This is a genomic window from Pseudomonas sp. ADAK2 (assembly GCF_012935755.1).
Classification (GTDB): Bacteria; Pseudomonadota; Gammaproteobacteria; order Pseudomonadales; family Pseudomonadaceae; genus Aquipseudomonas.
On sequence record NZ_CP052862.1, the window covers coordinates 3,373,430 to 3,396,148 of the forward strand.

General features: G+C 60.4%; 28 protein-coding genes. 11 read left to right on the top strand and 17 right to left on the bottom strand.

The genetic code is table 11. The features are described from left to right. Nucleotide 1: 1 nt before the first annotated feature. The 9 genes from hisD to HKK52_RS15790 form a co-directional block, all read right to left on the bottom strand. Nucleotides 2–1,327 carry a histidinol dehydrogenase gene (gene hisD / locus HKK52_RS15750; protein ID WP_169371590.1) on the bottom strand — a complete coding sequence of 442 codons (1,326 nt, stop codon included), beginning with the start codon at nt 1,325–1,327 and terminating at the stop codon, nt 2–4. A gap of 126 nt (nt 1,328–1,453) precedes the next feature. Continuing rightward, nucleotides 1,454–2,089, bottom strand: a complete 636-nt coding sequence (hisG, locus tag HKK52_RS15755; RefSeq protein WP_092273233.1) for an ATP phosphoribosyltransferase — start codon at nt 2,087–2,089, stop codon at nt 1,454–1,456. Nucleotides 2,090–2,218: 129 nt separating this feature from the next. Then, on the bottom strand, nt 2,219–3,484 hold the full coding sequence (gene murA / locus HKK52_RS15760; RefSeq protein WP_133838552.1) for a UDP-N-acetylglucosamine 1-carboxyvinyltransferase: 1,266 nt from the start codon (nt 3,482–3,484) through the stop codon (nt 2,219–2,221). 22 nt (nt 3,485–3,506) lie between these two features. After that, a complete protein-coding gene (locus HKK52_RS15765) occupies nt 3,507–3,746 on the bottom strand; it encodes a BolA family protein (protein ID WP_007912386.1) in 240 nt (79 codons plus the stop codon). Between the two features lie 115 nt (nt 3,747–3,861). Next, on the bottom strand, nt 3,862–4,167 hold the full coding sequence (locus HKK52_RS15770) for an STAS domain-containing protein (protein WP_169371591.1): 306 nt from the start codon (nt 4,165–4,167) through the stop codon (nt 3,862–3,864). Further along, nucleotides 4,164–4,805, bottom strand: coding sequence for an MlaC/ttg2D family ABC transporter substrate-binding protein (locus tag HKK52_RS15775; RefSeq protein WP_169371592.1), 642 nt, complete (start codon nt 4,803–4,805; stop codon nt 4,164–4,166). Before HKK52_RS15775 ends, HKK52_RS15770 begins: the two co-directional genes overlap by 4 nt. A gap of 11 nt (nt 4,806–4,816) precedes the next feature. After that, complete coding sequence (mlaD, locus tag HKK52_RS15780) at nt 4,817–5,284, bottom strand: outer membrane lipid asymmetry maintenance protein MlaD (protein ID WP_133838549.1); 468 nt, start codon at nt 5,282–5,284, stop codon at nt 4,817–4,819. Beyond that, nucleotides 5,284–6,081 (bottom strand): lipid asymmetry maintenance ABC transporter permease subunit MlaE, encoded by a 798-nt coding sequence (gene mlaE, locus HKK52_RS15785; protein ID WP_169371593.1) that lies wholly within the window; start codon nt 6,079–6,081, stop codon nt 5,284–5,286. The genes mlaD and mlaE overlap by 1 nt, the downstream gene beginning before the upstream one ends. Next, nucleotides 6,081–6,890: an ATP-binding cassette domain-containing protein gene (locus HKK52_RS15790; RefSeq protein ID WP_169371594.1), complete on the bottom strand. Its 810-nt coding sequence runs from the start codon at nt 6,888–6,890 to the stop codon at nt 6,081–6,083. The genes mlaE and HKK52_RS15790 overlap by 1 nt, the downstream gene beginning before the upstream one ends. A gap of 275 nt (nt 6,891–7,165) precedes the next feature. On the opposite strand from HKK52_RS15790, the gene HKK52_RS15795 reads away from it, so the two are divergent. The 10 genes from HKK52_RS15795 (at nt 7,166) to HKK52_RS15840 (ending at nt 14,190) form a co-directional block, all read left to right on the top strand. Next, nucleotides 7,166–8,140 carry a KpsF/GutQ family sugar-phosphate isomerase gene (locus tag HKK52_RS15795; protein ID WP_169371595.1) on the top strand — a complete coding sequence of 325 codons (975 nt, stop codon included), beginning with the start codon at nt 7,166–7,168 and terminating at the stop codon, nt 8,138–8,140. Then, a complete protein-coding gene (locus tag HKK52_RS15800; RefSeq protein ID WP_169371596.1) occupies nt 8,140–8,664 on the top strand; it encodes a KdsC family phosphatase in 525 nt (174 codons plus the stop codon). Before HKK52_RS15795 ends, HKK52_RS15800 begins: the two co-directional genes overlap by 1 nt. A 13-nt stretch (nt 8,665–8,677) precedes the next feature. After that, a complete protein-coding gene (gene lptC / locus HKK52_RS15805) occupies nt 8,678–9,250 on the top strand; it encodes an LPS export ABC transporter periplasmic protein LptC (RefSeq protein ID WP_169374248.1) in 573 nt (190 codons plus the stop codon). Beyond that, nucleotides 9,237–9,785, top strand: a complete 549-nt coding sequence (gene lptA, locus HKK52_RS15810; RefSeq protein WP_169371597.1) for a lipopolysaccharide transport periplasmic protein LptA — start codon at nt 9,237–9,239, stop codon at nt 9,783–9,785. The genes lptC and lptA overlap by 14 nt, the downstream gene beginning before the upstream one ends. After that, nucleotides 9,785–10,510, top strand: a complete 726-nt coding sequence (gene lptB, locus HKK52_RS15815; protein WP_054049904.1) for an LPS export ABC transporter ATP-binding protein — start codon at nt 9,785–9,787, stop codon at nt 10,508–10,510. Before lptA ends, lptB begins: the two co-directional genes overlap by 1 nt. 176 nt (nt 10,511–10,686) lie before the next feature. Next, nucleotides 10,687–12,180, top strand: a complete 1,494-nt coding sequence (locus HKK52_RS15820) for an RNA polymerase factor sigma-54 (protein WP_149657580.1) — start codon at nt 10,687–10,689, stop codon at nt 12,178–12,180. Nucleotides 12,181–12,253: 73 nt separating this feature from the next. After that, nucleotides 12,254–12,562 carry a ribosome hibernation-promoting factor, HPF/YfiA family gene (gene hpf, locus HKK52_RS15825; RefSeq protein WP_149657581.1) on the top strand — a complete coding sequence of 103 codons (309 nt, stop codon included), beginning with the start codon at nt 12,254–12,256 and terminating at the stop codon, nt 12,560–12,562. A gap of 12 nt (nt 12,563–12,574) precedes the next feature. Beyond that, nucleotides 12,575–13,039, top strand: coding sequence for a PTS IIA-like nitrogen regulatory protein PtsN (ptsN, locus tag HKK52_RS15830; RefSeq protein ID WP_169371598.1), 465 nt, complete (start codon nt 12,575–12,577; stop codon nt 13,037–13,039). 2 nt (nt 13,040–13,041) lie between these two features. Beyond that, complete coding sequence (gene rapZ / locus HKK52_RS15835) at nt 13,042–13,899, top strand: RNase adapter RapZ (RefSeq protein WP_169371599.1); 858 nt, start codon at nt 13,042–13,044, stop codon at nt 13,897–13,899. Between the two features lie 15 nt (nt 13,900–13,914). Continuing rightward, on the top strand, nt 13,915–14,190 hold the full coding sequence (locus HKK52_RS15840; RefSeq protein WP_169371600.1) for an HPr family phosphocarrier protein: 276 nt from the start codon (nt 13,915–13,917) through the stop codon (nt 14,188–14,190). 160 nt (nt 14,191–14,350) lie between these two features. On the opposite strand, the gene HKK52_RS15845 is transcribed toward HKK52_RS15840, so the two are convergent. The 6 genes from HKK52_RS15845 to pmbA form a co-directional block, all read right to left on the bottom strand. Continuing rightward, a complete protein-coding gene (locus tag HKK52_RS15845; RefSeq protein WP_169371601.1) occupies nt 14,351–15,244 on the bottom strand; it encodes a ZIP family metal transporter in 894 nt (297 codons plus the stop codon). Nucleotides 15,245–15,274: 30 nt separating this feature from the next. Then, complete coding sequence (locus HKK52_RS15850; RefSeq protein ID WP_169371602.1) at nt 15,275–15,886, bottom strand: superoxide dismutase; 612 nt, start codon at nt 15,884–15,886, stop codon at nt 15,275–15,277. 1 nt (nt 15,887) lies between these two features. Further along, nucleotides 15,888–16,328: a hypothetical protein gene (locus HKK52_RS15855; RefSeq protein WP_169371603.1), complete on the bottom strand. Its 441-nt coding sequence runs from the start codon at nt 16,326–16,328 to the stop codon at nt 15,888–15,890. Nucleotides 16,329–16,355: 27 nt separating this feature from the next. Then, entirely contained in the window at nt 16,356–17,732 is a 1,377-nt protein-coding gene (locus HKK52_RS15860; protein ID WP_169371604.1) for a class II fumarate hydratase, read from the bottom strand. Further along, nucleotides 17,725–18,120, bottom strand: coding sequence for a FagA protein (locus HKK52_RS15865; protein WP_169371605.1), 396 nt, complete (start codon nt 18,118–18,120; stop codon nt 17,725–17,727). The genes HKK52_RS15860 and HKK52_RS15865 overlap by 8 nt, the downstream gene beginning before the upstream one ends. Before the next feature lie 180 nt (nt 18,121–18,300). Further along, nucleotides 18,301–19,647 (bottom strand): metalloprotease PmbA, encoded by a 1,347-nt coding sequence (pmbA, locus tag HKK52_RS15870; protein WP_169371606.1) that lies wholly within the window; start codon nt 19,645–19,647, stop codon nt 18,301–18,303. A gap of 108 nt (nt 19,648–19,755) precedes the next feature. Between pmbA and yjgA the strand changes: the two genes are divergently transcribed. Then, entirely contained in the window at nt 19,756–20,280 is a 525-nt protein-coding gene (yjgA, locus tag HKK52_RS15875) for a ribosome biogenesis factor YjgA (protein ID WP_133838533.1), read from the top strand. A 48-nt stretch (nt 20,281–20,328) separates the two neighbouring features. On the opposite strand, the gene tldD is transcribed toward yjgA, so the two are convergent. Together tldD and HKK52_RS15885 are read right to left on the bottom strand one after the other, a co-directional pair. Continuing rightward, nucleotides 20,329–21,771 (bottom strand): metalloprotease TldD, encoded by a 1,443-nt coding sequence (gene tldD, locus HKK52_RS15880; RefSeq protein WP_169371607.1) that lies wholly within the window; start codon nt 21,769–21,771, stop codon nt 20,329–20,331. Between the two features lie 5 nt (nt 21,772–21,776). Next, nucleotides 21,777–22,637: a carbon-nitrogen hydrolase family protein gene (locus tag HKK52_RS15885; RefSeq protein WP_169371608.1), complete on the bottom strand. Its 861-nt coding sequence runs from the start codon at nt 22,635–22,637 to the stop codon at nt 21,777–21,779. Between the last annotated feature and the right edge of the window lie 82 nt (nt 22,638–22,719).

The following is a 22,719-nucleotide window of genomic DNA, read 5'->3' on the forward strand; positions in this document are numbered from 1 at the left end:
TTCAGTTCCCCTTCTTGTCGTCAACGATGCGGTATTCGGCGCTGCGGGCGTGGGCGGTCAGCGACTCGCCACGGGCCAGCACGGACGCGGTCTTGCCCAGCTCTGAAGCCCCCTGCTCGGAGCAGAAGATGATCGACGAGCGTTTCTGGAAGTCGTACACACCCAGCGGCGACGAGAAGCGCGCGGTGCCGGACGTCGGCAACACGTGGTTCGGGCCGGCGCAGTAGTCGCCCAGGGCTTCGGAGGTGTGGCGACCCATGAATATCGCGCCAGCGTGGCGGATCAGCGGCAGCCAGGCTTGCGGATCGGCGACCGACAATTCCAAATGCTCCGGCGCGATGCGGTTGGCCACTTCGATGGCTTGTTCCATGTCGCGGACCAGGATCAGCGCACCACGGCCATTGATCGAGGTTTCAATGATCTCGGCGCGCTCCATGGTCGGCAGCAGTTTGCTGATGCTGGCGGCGACTTTGTCGAGGAACTCGGCGTCCGGGCTGACCAGGATCGCCTGGGCGTCTTCGTCGTGCTCGGCCTGGGAGAACAGGTCCATGGCGATCCAGTCCGGATCGGTCTGGCCGTCGCACACCACGAGAATCTCGGAAGGACCGGCGATCATGTCGATGCCGACCTGGCCAAACACGTGGCGCTTGGCGGTGGCGACATAGATGTTGCCCGGACCAACCACTTTGTCGACCTTCGGCACGCTTTCGGTGCCGTAAGCCAGCGCGGCAACCGCTTGGGCGCCGCCGATGGTGAACACCCGGTCCACACCGGCGATGCAAGCCGCGGCCAGCACCAATTCATTGATTTCACCGCGCGGGGTCGGCACGACCATGACCACTTCAGTCACGCCGGCCACCTTGGCTGGTATCGCGTTCATCAGCACCGATGACGGGTACGACGCCTTACCGCCCGGCACGTACAGACCGGCGCGATCCAGCGGCGTGACTTTCTGGCCCAGCACCGTGCCGTCGGCCTCGGTGTAGCTCCAGGAGTCCTGTTTCTGTTTTTCGTGGTAGCTGCGCACCCGGGCCGCGGCTTTTTCCAACGCTTCGCGCTGGGGCGCGGTGATGCGGGTCAGGGCCAGTTCCAGGCGTTCGCGCGGCAGGATCAGGTCGGCCATGGAGGCGACTTGCAGGCCGTCGAACTTCTGGGTGAATTCCACCAGCGCCGCGTCGCCACGCTCGCGCACGGCCTTGATGATGTCCAGCACCCGCTGATTGACCGAGTCGTCAGACACACTTTCCCAGCTCAGCAGATGATCCAGATGATGCGCGAAATCCGGGTCAGCAGCGTTGAGTCGGCGAATTGCAGTCGGTGCGGTCATAGCGAGAGCCTCATAGGAATGGCAAAAACTCAGGCGCCCTAACTTAGCAGTCGTTTCCGCTTGGGCACCTGAGAATTCTGGCTATGAGGCGGATAGACGGGCGCGACTCAAGGTCGCGCAGGTGAATCAGCCGCGGTGTCGAGACTCCACTGCCTTGCGCAGGGTGTCGATCAACGCCTGGATACGGGCGTGCTGCATTTTCATCGACGCTTTGTTGACGATCAGCCGGGAGCTGATGTCAGCGATGAAATCCTGTGGCTCCAGGCCATTGGCCCGCAGCGTGTTGCCGGTGTCGACCACGTCGATGATCTTGTCGGCCAGACCGATCAGCGGCGCCAGTTCCATCGAGCCATAGAGCTTGATGATATCGACCTGACGACCCTGCTCGGCGTAGTAACGCTTGGCAACGTTGACGAACTTGGTGGCGACACGCAGACGGCCCTTGGGCTCGATGGCACCGACCTTGCCGGCGGTCATCAGCTTGCACAGGGCAATGCGCAGGTCCAGTGGCTCGTAGAGGCCCTGGCCGCCGTATTCCATCAGCACATCTTTACCGGCGACGCCCAGGTCCGCGGCACCATGCTCGACATAGGTCGGCACGTCGGTGGCGCGCACGATCAGCAGACGTACGTCGGGCTGGGTCGTGGGGATGATCAGCTTGCGGCTCTTGTCCGGATTCTCGGTCGGCACGATGCCCGCTTCAGCCAGAAGCGGCAGGGTGTCGTCAAGGATGCGGCCCTTGGACAGTGCGATGGTCAACATGGGAAACGTCAGTCCTTATCAAGGTACTCATGCCCGGTCGCAAACGGCGCCGGACACACATCGAGGCCGTCGCCAGCCTCGATTCGAAACGAATTCAACGGGCGCGTCCCTGCGCCCATGCAGCCGGAACTAGCCCGGTACGCGGCGGATTTTGGCGCCGAGCATCTGCAGTTTCTCTTCGATGCACTCGTAACCACGGTCGATGTGGTAGATGCGATCAATCAGGGTGTCGCCTTCGGCGATCAGCGCCGAGATCACCAGGCTGGCCGAAGCACGCAGGTCGGTGGCCATGACTGGCGCGCCCTTGAGCTTCTCGGTGCCGGTGACGATGGCGGTGTTGCCTTCGACCTGGATCTTGGCGCCCATGCGGTGCAGTTCGTACACGTGCATGAAGCGGTTTTCGAAGATCGTCTCGATCACGGCACCGGTGCCTTCGGCAATGGCGTTGAGGGAGATGAACTGCGCCTGCATGTCGGTCGGGAACGCCGGGTACGGAGCGGTTCGCACGTTGACGGCTTTTGGCCGCTTGCCGTGCATGTTCAGCTCGATCCAGTCTTCGCCGCAGGTGATTTCGGCACCCGACTCACGGAGTTTTTCCAGAACGGCTTCGAGGATGGTCGGATCGGTGTCCTTGACCTTCACGCGACCGCCGGTCACGGCAGCGGCGACCAGGTAGGTGCCGGTCTCGATCCGGTCCGGCATCACCTTGTAGGTGGCCGGGTGCAGACGCTCGACGCCATCGATGGTGATGGTGTCGGTGCCGGCGCCGGTGATCTTGGCGCCCATGGCGATCAGGAAGTTCGCCAGGTCGATGACTTCAGGCTCGCGTGCGGCGTTGGCCAGAACGCTGCGGCCCTTGGCCAGAGCGGCGGCCATCATGATGTTTTCGGTACCGGTCACGCTGACGGTGTCGAAGAAGAAGTGCGCACCGCGCAAGCCGCCTTCCGGCGCCTTGGCCTTGATGTAGCCGCCTTCGACGTCGATGACCGCGCCCATGGCTTCGAGGCCACGGATGTGCAGGTCGACCGGACGCGAACCGATGGCGCAACCGCCAGGCAGTGCGACTTCGGCTTCACCGAAACGGGCAACCATCGGACCGAGCACCAGGATCGAGGCACGCATGGTTTTCACCAGTTCGTACGGTGCGATCAGGGTCTTGATGGTGCGCGGGTCGATTTCGACGCTGAGTTTCTCGTCGATCACCGGCTCGATGCCCATGCGACCGAACAGCTCGATCATGGTGGTGATGTCGTGCAGGTGCGGCAGGTTGGCCACGGTGACCGGGCCATCGCACAGCAAGGTGGCGGCCAGGATCGGCAGGGCAGAGTTCTTTGCCCCGGAAATGCGGATTTCGCCATCAAGACGAACGCCACCGGTAATAATCAATTTATCCATAAGAATCTCGACGCCCTTGGGCTCAGGTGCGCTCGGCCCAGGCCGCGCTGCTGAAAAATTTCATAGTGACCGCATGGATGCTGCCATCGGTGATCCATGGGTTCAAATGGGCATAGATCTGCTGCTGACGCTTCACCGGGCTCAACGCCGCCAGTTCATCGCTAATCACGTTCAGCTGAAAGTTGCAGCCTTCGCCCTCAACTTCTACCAGCGTTCCGGGCAGCTTTCCTTCAAGGAAGCTCTTCACTTCTACGGCCTGCATGCTCAACCTCAATCGGCGCCCTGTGCGCGCGGGTCGGACATCATACAAAAAAGCCCCGCGCCTGCGAACCCCGCATTCACAGGACTCTGACGGGGGGCTTCTTTATAGATGCCGGTTAGGGGTGCGCCAACAGCTCGGTCAGTTCACTGACCTGAGCGATTTCGCGCATGTCTTCGGGCATTGCCCGGATGCTGACGGCCTTGCCGGCCGCCTCTGCATCACGCATGAAGCACAGCAGCAGCGACAAGCCGACACTGCTGGACTTCACCACCGCCGAACAATCAACCACTACGGCGGCAGCCTTGCTGGCCTTGATCAGCGCCTGTCCCTGCTTGCGCAAGCCAGGGCCGGTGCGGTAATCCAGCACGCCGCTGAGTAGCAACTCGCCGGTTTCGCCCATGCGAACGGCCGACTCACTCATTGGGCCTTCTTCTCTGTGGCTTCCTTGGCTTTAGCGACTTCCCCGGCCCAATTGTTGATGGTCTTGTCCAGGTCGTTGCCATTGCGCTGCATCGCGTCAGCAAACTGATCGCGGAACAGCTTGCCGATGTTGATGCCGTTAATGATCACGTTGCGCAGCTTCCACTCGCCGTTGATTTTCTCCAGGGTGTACTGCACCGGATAAATCGCGCCATTGCTGCCCTTGACGGTCATGCCGACGCTGGTGCGGTCGCCTGACTCATCCTTGGCAGGGTCAACGGTGATGCCCTGGTTGTTGTACTCAAGCAAGGCGTTGCCATAGAACTGGAACAGGCCTTTCTTGAAGTTTTCCTGGAAGGTCTGCATCTGCGCGGGTGTGGCTTTGCGCGAATACTTGACCGTCATGATGCTTTTGGAAATACCTTCGGCATCCACCACAGGCCCGACGATGGTGTTCAACGCCGTGTAAAAGTCTGCTGGATCCTGCTTGTACTTCTCTTTATTGGTCGACAGGTCGGCGAGCATCCGGGTCGTGGTGTCCTGGACCAGATCATGCGCCGACTGTGCCGCCACGGCGTTAGCCATCAACGGCAGGGCCGCGAGTAATACCAACAGGCCACGTCGCAAGGTAGAGATCATTCAAAAGCTCCTCATTTGGCGTCTTTGCTAACGGTATTGAGCAGGAATTTACCGATCAGGTCCTCGAGCACCAGCGACGACTGGGTGTCGTGGATGGTCCCACCATCCTTGAGCAAGGCTTGTTCCCCGCCCACGCTGATACCGATGTATTTCTCGCCCAACAGGCCAGCCGTGAGGATAGATGCAGTGGAGTCAGTCGGCAGATTATCTACGCGCTTTTCCAGCTGCATGGTCACCCGACCGGTGAAACTGTCGCGGTCCAGATCGATCGCCGTGACCTTGCCGATGGTCACACCGGCCATGGTCACTTTAGCTCTGACCGTCAAACCGGCGATATTGTCGAAATAGGCATAAAGTTTATATGACTCGGTGGTCGCGCTCGGGGACAGGCCACTGACCCGCAACGCAAGCAGCAGCAAAGCCAGGATGCCAGCCAGCAGGAAAAGGCCGACACCGATTTCCAGGGTGCGGTTTTGCATCAGAAATCTCCAAACATCAAGGCGGTCAGAATAAAGTCCAGGCCGAGCACTGCCAAAGAGGCATACACCACGGTCTTGGTTGTGGCACGACTGATCCCCTCGGAAGTGGGCTCGCAGTCATAGCCTTGGAATACGGCAATCCAGGTCACGACAAACCCGAAAACGATGCTTTTGATGATGCCGTTAAGCACATCGCCATTGAACGTCACGCTGTTTTGCATGTTCGCCCAGTAGGAGCCTTCGTAGACGCCCAGCCAGTCGACTGCGACCCACGAACCACCCCAGATCCCGACGACGCTGAAAATCATCGCCAGCACCGGCAGGGAAATGAAGCCGGCCCACAGGCGCGGGGCAACGATGTACTTGAGCGGGTCGACACCAATCATTTCCAGACTGGACAACTGCTCGGTGGACTTCATGTTGCCGATTTCCGCCGTCAGGGCTGAACCGGCGCGCCCGGCGAACAGCAATGCCGTCACCACCGGCCCCAGTTCACGCAGCAATGTCAGGGCAACCATCTGCCCGACAGCCTGTTCCGAACCGTAGCTGGACAGGATATTGAAGCCTTGCAGCGCCAATACCATGCCGATGAACACCCCGGAGACCACGATGATCACCAGGGACATCACGCCGATCGAATGCAGTTGCTTGATCAGCAAGCCGAAACCACCGCCAATGCCACCACGACCCAGCAACGCATGGAACAGGAAAATCGCCGCCCGCCCGAACACCCCCACGGCATCGATGGCCGCGTGGCCGAACCGGCGCACTCTTTCTATTAGTGAAATCTTGCGCATCAGCGCTTCCCCAGAAGATCTGCGCGGTAATCCGTCGCTGGAAAGTGATAGGCGACCGGACCGTCGGGTTCGCCCGTCATGAATTGACGGATACGCGGTTCTTCCGAGTTCATCAGTTCTTCAGGCGTGCCCTGCCCCAATACTTGCCCCTCGCCCACCACATAAATGTAATCGGCAATGCTCGCGGTCTCGGCCAGGTCGTGGGAAACCACGATACTGGTGATGCCCAGGGCATCATTGAGCAGACGGATCAGGCGCACCAGCACGCCCATGGCGATCGGGTCCTGCCCGACAAAGGGCTCGTCATACATGAGGATCTGCGGATCAAGGGCGATGGCCCGCGCCAGCGCGACACGACGCTTCATGCCGCCGGACAATTCGTCAGGCATCAGGTCGATGGCGCCACGCAAGCCCACCGCCTGCAATTTGAGCAGGACGATGTCACGGATCATTTCTTCCGGCAGCTCGGTATGAACGCGCAGCGGAAAGGCAACGTTCTCGAATACATCGAGATCGGTAAACAATGCACCGCTCTGGAACAGCACGCCCATGTGCTTGCGTGCATCGAACAGGTCGCTGCGAGATAACGTGGGCAGGTTCTGGCCATTGACCCAGACTTCACCGCTGGAAGGTCGCAACTGTGCGCCCATCAGCCGTAACAGGGTGGTCTTGCCACACCCGGAAGGCCCCATGATGCCGGTGACCTTGCCGCGTGGGATACGGATATCGACGTTATTGAAAATGCTGCGCGTACCGCGCTTGAAGGTCAGTCCCTTCAGCTCGACCGCGTAGGCGTTATCGGCACTCATCTAAACTCCTTGCGATGCAGCCTCTCACTCGGACGCCTGGCTCTCTGACGAAAGCACATACCTCCCCGGGCAGGCCGAACTGGCGGCGAACTATATCACTGCAAAGGCCAAGCGCCCAAGGCCCAAGCCGGGGCATGTTCAGCAACAGGACAGGCAAATGCACTGATTTAGAGGGATTCGGTAACAGCTATTTACAAAGCACGACGAACTAGCGTGAGGGTTTCGATCATTACCGCTATAATCGCCGCCTTTTCATCGGGCTATACGATTCTGACATGAGCCAATCCAGCGACCTGATTCAATCGGCACAACGCACCATCCGTCTCGAAGTGGAAGCCGTACAAGGCTTGCTGCCCCATATCGACGCGGATTTCGTACGCGCTTGCGAGATGATTCTGGCCAGCAAAGGCCGTGTGGTCGTGCTCGGCATGGGCAAATCCGGGCACATCGGCAACAAGATTGCCGCCACCCTGGCCAGCACCGGCACCACGGCGTTCTTCGTGCATCCGGCCGAAGCCAGTCACGGCGACATGGGCATGATCACCCGCGACGACATCATCCTGGCGCTGTCGAACTCCGGCTCCACCAACGAAATCGTGACCCTGCTGCCGCTGATCAAGCGCCAGGGCATCCAGTTGATCAGCATGACCGGCAACCCCGACTCGGCGCTGGCCAAGGCCGCCGAGATCAATCTCAACGTTCACGTCGAGCATGAGGCCTGCCCACTGAACCTGGCGCCGACCTCCTCCACCACCGCCGCACTGGTCATGGGCGATGCCCTGGCCGTTGCGCTGCTGGAAGCCCGCGGCTTCACGGCGGAAGACTTCGCCTTTTCCCATCCCGGTGGCGCGCTTGGCCGCCGTCTGCTGCTGAAAGTGGAAACCGTGATGCACGCCGGCGCCGAACTGCCCCAGGTGCAACGCGGCACGCTGCTCAAGGACGCCTTGATGGAAATGACCCGCAAGGGCCTGGGCATGACTGCAATCGTGGAACCCGACGGCAAACTGGCCGGGATTTTCACTGACGGCGACTTGCGCCGCACCCTCGACCGCACCATCGACATCCACCACACGACCATTGATGAAGTCATGACCGTTCATGGCAAGACCGCCCGGGCCGATATGCTGGCAGCCGAAGCCCTGAAAATCATGGAAGACCATCGAATCAACGCGCTGGTAGTCGTCGACAAGGAAGACCGCCCGGTGGGCGCCTTCAACCTGTCCGACCTGCTGCGTGCCGGAGTAATGTGATGAGCAACGACCTGCTGCAACGCGGCAAGAACATCAAACTGGCTGTCTTTGACGTCGACGGCGTCCTCACTGACGGACGCCTGTACTTCCTCGAAGACGGCAGCGAATTCAAGACGTTCAGCACCCTCGACGGCCAAGGCATCAAGATGTTGATGGCAGCCGGCGTGCAGACCGCTATCATCAGCGGCCGCAAGACCCCGGTGGTTGAACGTCGAGCGAAAAACCTTGGCATTCCACACCTGTATCAGGGTCGTGAAGACAAACTGGTGGTGCTCGACGAGCTTCTTGCGCAACTCAACCTAAGCTATGAACAGGTTGCCTACCTCGGTGACGACCTGCCAGACCTGCCGGTGATTCGCCGCGTCGGCCTGGGCATGGCGGTGGCCAATGCCGCCAGCTTCGTGCGCGAACACGCCCACGGTGTCACCCTGGCCCGTGGCGGCGAAGGTGCCGCCCGCGAATTCTGCGAACTGATCCTGCGCGCCCAGGGCCGCCTAGATGCGGCCAACGCCGCGTACTTGTGAGCCATTTATGTTTATTCTGAGCAAAAAGTTTCGCAGATTCCTGCTGTTCGGTTGCATCGCGGCGATATTCGCGGCGGTCGGCTACTGGAACATCAGCCCGGAACGCTTCCTCGACAAGCCAGTGGCAAAAGTCGACGAAAGCGCGATCGACTATTACGCACTCAACGCCCACAGCGTTCAGTATTTACCCGACGGCGGCCTGCAGTATGACTTGACGTCCGACAAGGTCGAGCACCTCAAGGCGACCGACGTGTCGTTGCTGACCAACCCCGACCTGAACATGTACCGCGGCACCGACTTCCCGTGGCACGTCACCAGCTTGCGCGGTGAAGTGAACGCGGACGGCACCCAGGTCGAACTGATCGATTCGGTCCGTATTGCACGCACCGATGAAAAGAACCGCAATTTGATCGTTACCAGCACCCGTATGACAGTGTTCCCGCAGCAGCAATATGCGCAGACCGATCAACCCGTTAGAATCGACGGCGCTGGCGGTGTGTCGACTGGCAACGGAATGAAAGCGTATTTGAAAGAAAGCAGGATACACCTGCTATCGAACGTAAGAGGACAGTATGAGGCTCGTTAAAACTCTCCCTATTTTGCTCAGTCTGGGCGCAGCACTGGGAAGCGTGAGCGCCTGGGCTCTGCCGAACGATCAAGAGCAGCCTATCCGCATTCAGGCCGACGATGCCCAACTGGACGACAAGAATGGCGTTGCCACCTATAAAGGTGACGTGATCATTACGCAAGGTTCGATGAAGGTCACCGGCAACACCGTGACCATCACCCGCACCCCGGCTGGCGACATCGACGTGGTGACCTCGGTGGGCAACCTTGCCTACTTCGAGCAACTGCAGACCGCTGGTGACACCAAGCCTGTTCAGGGCTGGGGCGTGACCATCCAGTACCATGCCGCGCAAAACCGCGTTGTACTGATCGATAAGGCCAAAGTCGTCGACAAGGACAACAACACCACCCAGGGCGAGAAAATCGTCTACGACACGGTCAAGAAACTGGCGAGCGCCGGCCGTGCCACGGGTAGCAAGGTCACCGAGGCGCGTCCGCGCATCGACATGGTGATCCAGCCGAAGCCGAAATCCGACCAGAAAAAGGCCAATTAATGGCAACCCTGAAAGCTCAGCATCTGGCCAAGAGCTACAAGAGCCGCCAGGTCGTGCGTGACGTCAGCCTGTCCATCGACAGCGGTCAGATCGTCGGCCTGCTGGGCCCGAACGGCGCCGGCAAGACCACATGCTTCTACATGATCGTCGGCCTGGTGCAGGCCGATCAGGGACGCGTGCTGATCGACGACCTGGACGTCAGCCACCAGCCCATGCACGGTCGTGCGAAGGCCGGTATTGGCTATCTTCCGCAAGAAGCGTCGATCTTCCGCAAACTGTCGGTTGCCGACAACATCATGGCTATCCTCGAGACCCGCAAGGAACTCGACAAGGCCGGTCGTCGCAAGGAACTGGAAAGCCTGCTGCAGGAATTCCACATCAGCCATATCCGCGACAACCTGGGCATGAGCCTGTCCGGTGGCGAACGCCGCCGGGTGGAAATCGCTCGCGCACTGGCCACCAACCCGAAATTCATCCTGCTCGACGAACCTTTCGCCGGCGTGGACCCGATTTCGGTGGGCGACATCAAGCAGATTATCCACCACCTCAAGGCCAAGGGCATTGGCGTGTTGATCACCGACCACAACGTCCGTGAAACCCTGGATATCTGCGAAACAGCCTACATCGTTAACGATGGCCAACTGATCGCCGAAGGTGACTCCGCCACCATCCTGGCCAACGAACTGGTCAAGGAAGTGTATCTGGGTCACGAGTTCCGCCTTTAAGCATTGAGGTGTCTGGCTGATTGCCCGAGCGCCGGTTTCGATAAAGCTTTTTTATTGTTACAGCGCTCTAGGCAAACGCTGCGGTTTCGGGCATATAATTTGCTTAAGTTTGGCGCTCCGGCGCCCTGTAGTGGATGGCGCATGCGCGCCGGCGAATAAGGTGTTAAGCCCCTGCCATGAAACCATCGCTAGTCTTGAGAATGGGCCAGCAGCTGACGATGACACCTCAGCTGCAACAGGCCATCCGCCTGCTCCAATTGTCGACCCTGGACCTGCAACAGGAAATCCAGGAGGCCCTGGAGTCCAATCCGATGCTCGAACGCCAGGAAGAAGGCGACGACTTCGATAACGCCGATCCCTTGGCCGACAAAGCCGAACAGCAACCCAACGCCGATGTTTCAGAACCCTCCTACCAGGAAACCGCCCCGACGGTGGACAACCTTGAGGAAGGCGACTGGAACGAGCGAATCCCCAACGAACTGCCCGTCGACACCGCCTGGGAAGACGTCTACCAGACCAGCGCCAGCAGCCTGCCGAGCAACGATGACGACGAGTGGGATTTCACCACTCGCACATCGGTCGGCGAAAGCCTGCAAAGCCACCTGCTCTGGCAACTGAACCTGGCGCCGATGTCCGACACCGATCGTCTGATCGCCGTGACGCTGATCGATTGCATCAACAATCAGGGCTACCTGGACGAAACCCTCGAGGAAATCCTCGAAGCCTTCGATCCGGAACTGGACATCGAACTGGACGAAATCGAAGCCGTCCTGCACCGCATCCAGCAATTCGAACCGGCCGGAATTGGCGCGCGCAACCTGGGCGAATGCCTGTTGCTGCAATTGCGCCAACTGTCCGCCAAGACCCCTTGGCTGGCCGAGGCCAAGCGCCTGGTCAGCGATTACATCGACCTGCTCGGCAGCCGCGACTACAGCCAGCTGATGCGTCGCATGAAACTCAAGGAAGATGAACTGCGCCAGGTCATCGAACTGGTCCAGAGCCTGAACCCGCGTCCCGGCTCGCAAATCGAGTCCAGCGAAGCCGAGTATGTCGTGCCCGACGTGATCGTGCGCAAGGACAACGAGCGCTGGCTGGTGGAGTTGAACCAGGAGTCGGTGCCACGCCTGCGGGTCAATGCCCAGTACGCCGGTTTCGTGCGCCGCGCCGACACCAGCGCCGATAACACCTTCATGCGCAATCAGTTGCAGGAAGCTCGCTGGTTCATCAAAAGCCTGCAAAGCCGTAACGAAACCCTGATGAAAGTCGCTACCCAGATCGTCGAGCACCAGCGCGGCTTCCTGGAGTACGGCGACGAAGCCATGAAACCGCTGGTCCTGCATGACATCGCCGAAGCGGTTGGCATGCACGAGTCGACGATTTCAAGGGTGACTACCCAAAAGTTCATGCATACCCCACGGGGCATATATGAGCTGAAATACTTTTTCTCCAGCCATGTCAGCACCTCCGAAGGCGGCGAATGCTCGTCCACAGCGATCCGCGCGATCATCAAAAAACTGGTTGCCGCGGAAAATCAGAAAAAGCCGTTGAGTGACAGCAAGATCGCTGGTTTACTGGAGGCACAAGGCATTCAGGTGGCTCGCCGCACCGTCGCCAAGTACCGCGAATCCCTGGGGATCGCGCCTTCGAGCGAACGCAAGCGGTTGATGTAAGCCACGGCACAGCGTTCCAGTGGCAGGCATTTCTGCCTGCCGCTTTATGCACTGGCAACGAAGGAGAAGCTGTATGCAAGTCAACATCAGTGGACACCAACTGGAAGTGACCGAACCCCTGCGCGCCTACATCGGCGAAAAACTCGAACGATTAGAGCGGCATTTCGACAAGATCACCAACGTACAGGTGACGATGACGGTCGAGAAGCTGAAGCAGAAAATCGAAGCCACCCTGCATATTCCCGGCAATGAAGTGGTCGCCAACGCGGAACATACCGATATGTATGCGGCGATCGACGCATTGACCGACAAGCTGGATAAACAACTCAAAAAGCATAAGGAAAAGACCCAGAGCCTCCTCCAGGGCGCAACCGGTCGTTAACACTCCCCACTCATGATCCGACTTGAAAACATCCTGACCCCCGGCCGTTCCCTCGTGAACGTGCCGGGCGGCAGTAAAAAGAAAGCCCTCGAGCAAATTGCCAACCTAATCCACCGCGAAGTGCCGGATCTGGCCATGCAGGATGTCTTCGAGAGTCTGGTTGCCCGTGAAAAACTCGGTTCCACCGGTTTTGGCAACGGCATCGCTATCCCTCACTGTCGCTTGAAGGGCTGTATTTCGCCTATCAGCGCCCTGATGCACCTTGACGCACCTATCGATTTCGACGCCATCGACGGCGCCCCGGTGGACCTGCTGTTTGTACTGCTGGTCCCGGAAGCCGCCACCGATGCGCACCTGGAGTTGCTGCGCCAGATCGCCAGCATGCTTGACCGCAAGGAAGTACGCGAGAAACTGCGCAGTGCCCCGAGCAACGAAGCCTTGTATCAGGTTGTCCTGAGCGAGCAAAACGGTCATTAATCATGCGCTTGATCATCGTCAGTGGCCGCTCCGGCTCAGGTAAAAGTACCGCGCTCAATGTCCTTGAGGACAATGGCTACTACTGCATCGATAACCTGCCCGCCGGCCTGTTGCCGGAGCTGGCCGAGCGCGCCCTGATTCATACCGAGCTGGCACAGCCGCTGGTCGCGGTGTCTATCGACGCCCGCAACCTGCCCAGCCACCTGTCGCGCTTTCCCGAACTGCTTGAAGAAGTGCGTAGCCGGCATATCCAGTGCGACGTGCTCTATCTGGATGCCGATGAGGAAACCCTGCTCAAGCGTTTCTCGGAAACCCGTCGCCGCCACCCGCTGAGCAACGCCAACCGTTCACTGGCCGAGGCGATCGACGACGAAACCCAGCTGCTGGGGCCGATTGCGGACCTCGCCGACCTCAAGATCAATACCACCAACCTGAACCTGTACCAGCTGCGTGACACCCTCAAGCTGCGCCTGTTGAACCAGCCGGAACCCGGCACTGCGTTCCTGGTGGAGTCGTTCGGGTTCAAGCGTGGCATGCCGGTGGATGCCGATGTGGTGTTCGACGTGCGCTGCCTGCCCAATCCCTACTGGAAGCCGGAGCTGCGGGCACAGTCCGGGCTCGATCAACCGGTGGCCGATTACCTGGCCGCACAGCCGGATGTCGAAGAGATGTTCCAGGATATTTACAATTACCTGTTCAAGTGGCTGCCGCGTTTTGCTGCCAGTAACCGCGCCTACGTCACCATTGCCATTGGCTGTACCGGCGGGCATCACCGCTCCGTCTACCTGACCGAACGTCTGGGCCAGGCCCTGCAACAATCCCTGAAGAACGTCCAGGTCCGCCACCGCGACCTCAGCTAAAGGATTCACAACGCGATGCCTGCTCTGGAAATTGAAATCATCAACAAACTGGGCCTGCATGCCCGTGCTTCTGCAAAATTCGTCGGTGTTGCTGGTGAGTTCAAGGACTGTTCGATCCGGGTCGGGCGCACGCCGGAATCCACAGTCGACGGTAAAAGCATCATGGCCATGATGATGTTGGCGGCTGGCAAGGGCACCATGATCCACCTGAGCACTGAAGGCGAACAGGCTGAAGAGGCGCTCCAGGCATTGGTGGCGCTGATCAACGACTACTTCGGCGAAGGCGGATAACCACAGCCCCGTGTAGCAGCTGGCGAAGCCTGCGTTCGGCTGCGAAGCAGTCGTAAATCCGGCATACAAGGTTTGCCTGAAGGACCGCAGTATCTGATTTTACGACTGCTTTGCAGCCGAACGCTGGCTTCGCCAGCTGCTACAAGGCCGTACGTCCCTGCTAGGCCAACGCTGTATCCATCACCATCATCAAACAAAACCCCATCAACAATCCCAGGCTGGCCAGCTTGTCGTGACCATTGCGCCGCGACTCCGGGATGACTTCATGGGTCACCACCAGCAGCATCGCCCCGGCCGCCAGCGCCAGTCCCAACGGCAGCAGCAATTCCGCCAGGCTCACCAGCCACGCACACAACAGCGCGAAGACCGGCTCCACCAGCCCCGATGCCGCGCCGATCAGGAACGCCTTGACCCGCGACATCCCTGCCCCGGCCAACACCAACGCAATCACCAGTCCCTCGGGCACATCCTGCAAGGCGATGCCCATGGCCAGGCTATCGGCGTCGGGCATGCCGCCGCCGGCCGAAACGCCGACCGCCATGCCTTCGGGAATGTTGTGGGCAATGATGGCGAACACGAACAACCAGATCCGCGGCGGAATCACCGGGCGTTCCAAGGTGCCGACGAGCATTTCCGGGCTGGCCCCGGAGACCTTGCGATCCACCAGGAACAACCCGAACGCGCCGAGCATGATGCCGAAACTGATCAAACCGCTGGCCGCCCAAGGCGTCAGCCCCAGGCTTTCGGCCGCAGAGATGCCCGGGACGATCAGCGAAAACGCCGTCGCTGCAAGCATCACACCGGCACCGAAACCCAGCAGGGTATCGCTGAGCGCCTGGGGCATGCGCCGAATCACCAGGACCGGCACTGCCCCGAGCGCGGTGCCCAAGGCGCAAATCGCGCCACCTTGCAGGGCGCGCAGCAACTTCGGCTCAAGGTCCAGCCACGCCAATCCCTGGGCGACCAACAACGTCATACCCGCCAGCAGTAACAGCGATCCCAACGCGTAACGAAACATTCGTCCGCTACCGATCGCCAGTGTTTCAGTGCCCATAGTCAGCCTTGGATTGTTTTTATAGAAGACTTAAACCAGCGCAGCCTGATAGCGCGCCGCGACTTCGGGCCAATTGATCACGTTGTAGAACGCGTTGATGTATTCCGGGCGACGGTTCTGATAACGCAGGTAATAGGCGTGTTCCCAGACGTCGAGGCCAAGGATCGGCGTGTTGCCGTTCATCAACGGGCTGTCCTGGTTGCCGCTGCTTTCCACGATCAGGGTCTTTTGCGGCGTCACGCTCAACCACGCCCAGCCACTGCCGAAGCGAGTCAGCGCGGCTTTGGTAAAGGCTTCCTTGAAGCTGTCGAGACCGCCCAGTTGTTCATCGATAGCCTTGGCCAGCGTGCCATCAGGCTTGCCGCCCGCGTTAGGCGCCATGACCTCCCAGAACAGCGAATGGTTGGCGTGACCGCCGCCCTGATTGATCACCGCGGCGCGCAGTTTTTCCGGGAGTTGCTGGACGCTGGCCACCAGTTTTTCCACCGACCATTCGGCAAACTCGGTGCCTTCAACGGCCGCGTTGAGGTTGTTGATATAGGTCTGGTGGTGCTTGGTGTAGTGGATTTCCATGGTTTGCGCATCAATGTGCGGTTCCAGGGCGTCGTAGGCGTACGGCAAGGCAGGCAAGGTAAAAGCCATTTCAATGGACTCCATATTGAAGAGGGGCAGACGGGTGCCGCGGCGACGCAGCATCCATGTGCAGCAAACGATGGGTGCGCGGGTATTCGCCGTGTTCACTGATGAAATTCAGCAGCTCGACGTAAGTTTTGCTGCTCTGGCGTAGCGCGGCTTCGCGCAGGGCCGGGGTCAGGCGCGGGTCCTGCATGGTCTGCAACAAGCGTTGGTGGATGGCGCACAGGTACTCGGCGCTCTCCTCCGGCTGGTTCAGGCGCAAATGCAGGTCCGCGAGGTTGTGGTGGGAAATCACGCAAGCGGCCACCGCTTCGTCGGCATCCGCCCAGCGCTCGAACAACACCTGGGCCAGCGCCAGAGCCTGCAAGTAAGCCTCGCGGGCATCGACGAACTCGCCCAGCATGAAATGGCGATTGGCCCTTTCGATTGTGCGTTTCCAGTGCTCCATGGTGAGCCTCCAAAGCGGTAGCGGTGATTACACGCCGCCGGCAGTGAGCTTTTCTGGATTGAGCAACTCTTCCAGTTGGCTACGCGACAGGTCGGTGTGTTCCAGGGCGACATCAATCACCGGACGGCCCTGCTGATACGCCTTCTTGGCGATCTCCGCGGCTTTTTGGTAACCGATTATCGGGTTGAGTGCCGTGACCAGAATCGGGTTGCGCGACAGCGCTTCCTTGAGCCGGGCCTCGTTGACCTTGAAGCTGGCGATGGCCTTGTCGCCCAGCAGACGGCTGGAGTTGGCCAGCAATTCGATGCTGCTCAGCAGGTTCTGGGCGATGATCGGCAGCATCACGTTCAATTCGAAGTTGCCCGACTGGCCGGCGATGGTGATCACCGTGTCATTGCCGATCACTTGAGCGGCAACCATCGCCGTGGCTTCCGGGATCACCGGGTTGACCTTGCCCGGCATGATCGAGGAGCCCGGCTGCAAGGCTTCGAGTTCGATTTCGCCGAGGCCGGCCAATGGCCCGGAGTTCATCCAGCGCAGGTCGTTGGCAATTTTCATCAGCGACACCGCGGTGGCCTTGAGCTGGCCAGACACGGCGACTGCCGTGTCCTGGGAGCCGATCAGCGCAAACAGGTCCTTGCCCGGCTGGAATTGCACCTGGGTCAATTTGCTCAATTGCTGGCTGAAACGCGCCGCGAACTGCGGATGTGCGTTGATTCCGGTGCCCACTGCCGTGCCGCCCTGCGCCAGGGATTGCAGACTCGGTAGCAAGTCTTGCAGGTGGCCGATGTTGGCCTTGAGCTGTTGCGCCCAGCCGTTGAGCACCTGGCTCATGCGCACCGGCATCGCATCCATCAGGTGCGTGCGCCCGGTTTTGACGTGGTGATGAACCTGCTCGGCCTTGTGTTCGATCACTTGCACCAGATGCACCAGCGCCGGCAGCAGTTGCTCATGCAAGGCCAGTGCGGCACTGACGTGAATGGTGGTCGGGATGATGTCGTTGCTGCTCTGGCCGCAGTTGACGTGATCGTTGGGGTTTACTGGCTCACCCAGCAATCGACTGGCCAGGGTGGCGATCACTTCATTGGCGTTCATGTTGGAGCTGGTGCCGGAACCGGTCTGGAAGATATCCACCGGAAAGTGCTGCATGAAATCGCCTTCGATCAGGCCTTGAGCGGCATCGACGATGGCTTTGCCCTGGGATTCGCTGATCTGCTTGAGCTCGACGTTGGCCCGGGCGGCAGCAGCCTTGGCCAGGATCAACGCGCGGACGAACTGCACCGGCATCGGTTTGCCGCTGATCGGGAAGTTATCCACTGCACGTTGGGTTTGCGCGCCGTAGAGGGCAGCCTCCGGGACTTGCAGCTCGCCCATGCTGTCGCGTTCGATACGAGTGTTACTCATCGGGAAATCCTTGCACCAGTTCTATGAGGGGAATCGAGGGCTGCAACTCGCAGGTCGCCAGTTGCCAGGTGTAGCTCTGCCAGCGCTTTAGGCGGCATTTGCACAAAGAGAGGCGTTCCAGCTCGCGCAATGGGCGCCAGGCCTGGTCGAGACACAAGGTGCGCCAGTGCCACGGCAGCGCGACATCGGCGGCGGTGTCGAGCAACAAACGGAAGGAGGTTTCAGAGATGGTCCAGGGTGAGGTGGCCGTGCAACAGGCCAGATACCGGCCTTCGGCCAGGTAATGTTCGATCAGGCGCGGTTCGTCGGGATCCATCGCGCAACGAATCTGGCGACTCATCCAGCGCCAGCTTTCGAGGTAAGGCTGCTCGTGCAAGGCAGAACTCATAATCCGGGCTCATTCGGTAATGAGATTTATTATTAGATGATAATGAGAACCAAAACAACCCCGCTATTGTTTGTCACCGTCTCTGTGGGAGCAAAGCTTGCTCCTACAGTTCGGCGTGTGAGGCACAAAAAAAGGCGCGCCATCCAATGGATGGCGCGCCTTTTGTGTAACGGGTTCGGGTCAGCTGCCCGCCACCGTCATCCGCTCGATCAACACCGAACCGGTGCGAATGTTGCTGCGCAGTTCCAGGTCATTCCCCACCGCCACAATCTGCTTGAACATGTCGCGCATGTTGCCGGCGATAGTCACTTCCTGGACCGCGAACTGGATTTCGCCGTTCTCGACCCAGAAACCCGCCGCACCACGGGAATAGTCACCGGTGACCATGTTCAAGCCCTGGCCCATCAATTCGGTGACCAGCAAGCCACGGCCCATGCGACGCAACAGCGCGGCCTGGTCTTCGTCGCCATGGGTGACGAACAGGTTGTGCACGCCGCCGGCGTTGGCGGTGCTTGGCATGCCCAGTTTACGACCGGAATAGGTGCCGAGGATGTACGACACCAAAACGCCATTTTCGACGAACGGTTTGGCATAGGTCGCCAGACCATCGCCATCGAACGCCGAGCTGCCCATCGCTTGCATCAAATGCGGACGCTCATCCAGGGTCAGCCATTCCGGGAACAGCTTCTGCCCCAGGGTGCCTTCGAGGAACGACGATTTGCGATACAGGCTGCCGCCGGACACCGCCGACAGGAAGCTGCCGAACAAACCACCGGCCAACTCCGCCGAAAACAGCACCGGCACTTCGCAGGTCGGCACCGGGCGGGCGCCCAGACGGCTCGCTGCCCGTTGCGCGGCACGCTGGCCGATGCTCACCGGGTCAGCCAGCAAGTTGCCTTGACGGTTCACGTCGTACCAGTAATCGCGCTGCATCTGGCCTTCGGCCTCGGCGATCATCACGCAACTCAGGCTGTGACGAGTCGATGCGTAGCCACCGATAAAGCCGTGGCTGTTGCCGTAGACGCGGCAGCCCTGATGCGTGCTGAGGGTGGTGCCGTCGGCGTTCTTGATCCGGCTGTCGGTGGCAAACGCCGCCGCTTCACAGCTCAGGGCCATCTCGATGGCTTGCTCGGGGGTGATGTCCCACTCGTGGAACAGGTCGAAATCCCGCAGATCCTTGGCCATCAGCGCGGCATCAGCCAAGCCGGAGGCTTCGTCTTCCGAGGTGTGTTTGGCAATGGCCAGTGCGGCAGCGACGGTTTCGCGAATCGCCTCCGGACCGCTGGCCGAGGTGCTGGCCGAGCCTTTGCGCTGGCCGACGTACAAGGTGATGCCAAAACCCTGATCGCGATTGAATTCGACGGTTTCGACTTCCCGCTGACGCACCGAAGTGGACAGGCCCTGCTCCAGCGACACCGCGACTTCACAGGCGCTGGCACCCTGGCGCTTGGCTTCAGCGATGATCTGCTCGACTTGCTCTTGCAGTGCCGGCAACGCTTGTGGGCCGACGCTTTCAACTGCACTCATGCTGTTCTCCACTCAAATTCTGCTTTCGGCTGGGGCCTTCGAGCGACCGGGCCGGACAAGCGGCCCCCGACTGGTTATCATGGCGGCGTTTCTTTGCGGACGGCCACCATGGTTGATTCTTACGACGACTCCCTCGATACGGGAGAAAAAAGCAAATCCCAGGTTAAACGCGAGCTGCATGCTCTGGTTGACCTCGGCGAACGCCTTACAACGCTCAAGCCTGACTTGCTGGCAAAACTGCCGTTGACCGACGCTATGCGCCGGGCCCTGGCCGATGCGCCCAAGCACACCGCGAATATCGCGCGTAAACGGCACCTGATGTTCATCGGCAAACTGATGCGCGATCAGGACACTGACGCCATTTTCAAGCTGCTCGATCAACTCGATGCCTCCACCCGGCAGTACAACGAACGTTTCCACGGCCTGGAACGCTGGCGCGATCGCTTGATCGCGGGCGACGATGCAGTCCTGGAGAAGTTCGTGCTCGACTACCCGGAGGCTGATCGTCAACAGTTGCGCTCCCTGATCCGTCAGGCCCAGCACGAACTGGCGACCAACAAGCCACCGGCATCGAGCCGTAAAGTCTTCAAGTACATCCGTGAGCTGGACGAGACTCAACGCGGTCTGCGTTAAATCTCAAATCGGGTGAGCCGCCACGCGGTTCACCCGAAGCTCCATCCATCAGGATCCTGTGCCACCCACAGTGATCGCATCGATTTTCAGCGTTGGCTGGCCGACACCCACCGGCACCGACTGCCCATCCTTCCCGCACGTCCCCACACCACTGTCCAGCGCCAGGTCGTTACCGACCATCGACACCTTGCTCATGGCTTCCGGGCCGTTGCCGATCAACGTCGCGCCTTTGACCGGGGCAGTAATCTTGCCGTCTTCGATCAGGTACGCCTCGCTGGTGGAGAACACGAACTTGCCACTGGTGATGTCCACCTGACCGCCGCCGAGGTTGGCGCAGTAGATGCCGCGCTTCACCGAGGCGATGATTTCTTCCGGGTCGCTTTGGCCGGCCAGCATGTAGGTGTTGGTCATCCGCGGCATCGGCAAGTGCGCGTAGGATTCGCGACGACCGTTACCGGTACGGGCCACGCCCATCAGGCGCGCGTTGAGCTTGTCCTGCATATAGCCTTTGAGCACGCCGTTTTCGATCAGCGTGGTGCACTCGGTCGGGGTGCCTTCGTCGTCGACGCTCAACGAGCCCCGGCGACCGGCGATCGTGCCGTCATCGACGATGGTGCACAGTTTGGAGGCAACCATCTCGCCCATACGCCCGCTGTAGGCCGAACTGCCTTTACGGTTGAAGTCGCCCTCCAGGCCATGACCGACCGCTTCGTGCAGCAGCACGCCGGACCAGCCCGAACCCAACACCACCGGCAATGTGCCGGCCGGCGCCGGAATCGCCTCCAGGTTCACCAACGCCTGACGCAACGCTTCACGGGCATAGCCCATCGCGCGGTCATCGCTGAGGAAATAACGGTAATCGGTACGACCGCCGCCGCCATGGCCGCCGCGTTCGCGGCGCCCGTTCTGCTCGACGATCACGCTGACGTTGAAGCGCACCAGCGGCCGCACATCCGCCGCCAGGCTGCCGTCGGTGGACGCGACGAGAATGCGCTCCCAAACCCCGGCCATGCTCACGGTGACTTGCTGGATACGTGGATCGAGGGCGCGAGTCGCGACGTCGATACGCTTGAGCAATTCGACTTTCTCGGCGCGGGTCATCACTTCCAACGGGTTGTCCGGCCCGTACAACTGGGCGACATCCTGGGTGGTGAACGCTTGCACGGTGCCGTTCTGCCCGGCGCGGGAGATCGAACGGGCCGCACGAGCCGCCGCGCCCAACGCTTCGAGGGTGATGGCATTGCTGTAGGCAAAACCGGTCTTCTCACCCGATTGCGCGCGCACGCCGACGCCCTGGTCGAGGTTGAAGCTGCCTTCCTTGACGATCCCGTCTTCCAGCGCCCAGGACTCGGAAATCTGGCCCTGGAAATACAGATCGGCAGCATCGATGCCCGGGCCGGCCAGATCGCCGAGCACACTTTGCAGACTCTCGATCGTCACGCCGCCGGGCGCTAACAGGTGGTCACTGACTGAGGACAACAACTCGCTCATATGCTTTACGCCTTAAATTCACGTTCTGAGGCAGGTCGCTGGGCGCCCTGCGAGAAAAAGCGCCGGTGACTGGACACCGGCATCCGCGCCCTGATGGACGCCTGTTCGCTGCTATCGCGTTCGGCCAGCAACACGGCCTCGCCTTGATCCTGTTGCGCCAGCACGCGACCCCACGGGTCGACGATGGCAGCATGCCCATACGTCTCTCGCGGCCCCGGATGGGTGCCACCCTGGGCGGCCGCGAGCACATAACACTGGGTCTCGATGGCCCGTGCGCGGATCAGCACATCCCAATGGGCCGCACCGGTCACGGCGGTAAAGGCCGATGGTGCGGTAATCAGCTCCGCACCGGCAGCACGCAATTCGCTGTACAACTCCGGGAAGCGCAGGTCATAACACACCGTCAGGCCGACTCGACCGACGGGCGTGTCCGCCACCACAACGCCACTGCCATAAGCATAGTCATCGGATTCACGGTAACGCCCGCGATTGTCCGCCACATCGACGTCGAACAGGTGCAGCTTGTCATACCGTGCAACGGTTTCGCCCTGGTCATCCACCAGCAGCGAGCAGGCATGCACCTTCGCCGTCGGCTGATCCACCGGCGGCAACGGCAACGTGCCGGCGACTATCCATAACTTGAGGGCGCGGGCGGTCTGTTTCAACCACGGCAGGATCGGGCCGTCGCCCATGGCTTCGGCGCGGCCGATATCGGCAATGTCGCGTCGGCCCATGGCGGCGAAGTTTTCCGGCAGCACCGCCAGCCGTGCGCCAGCGTTTGCCGCTTGTTCAAGCAGGCGCCTGGCCTGGGCCAGATTGGCCAGCACATCGTTCTGGCTGACCATTTGAATCACCGCTACAGACATGCCGCGCTCCTTCTTCGCTTTTTACAAGGGCAGACGGACCATGCTACTCCATAGCCCTGGTGTGTGCTTTTTCAAAAAAGAA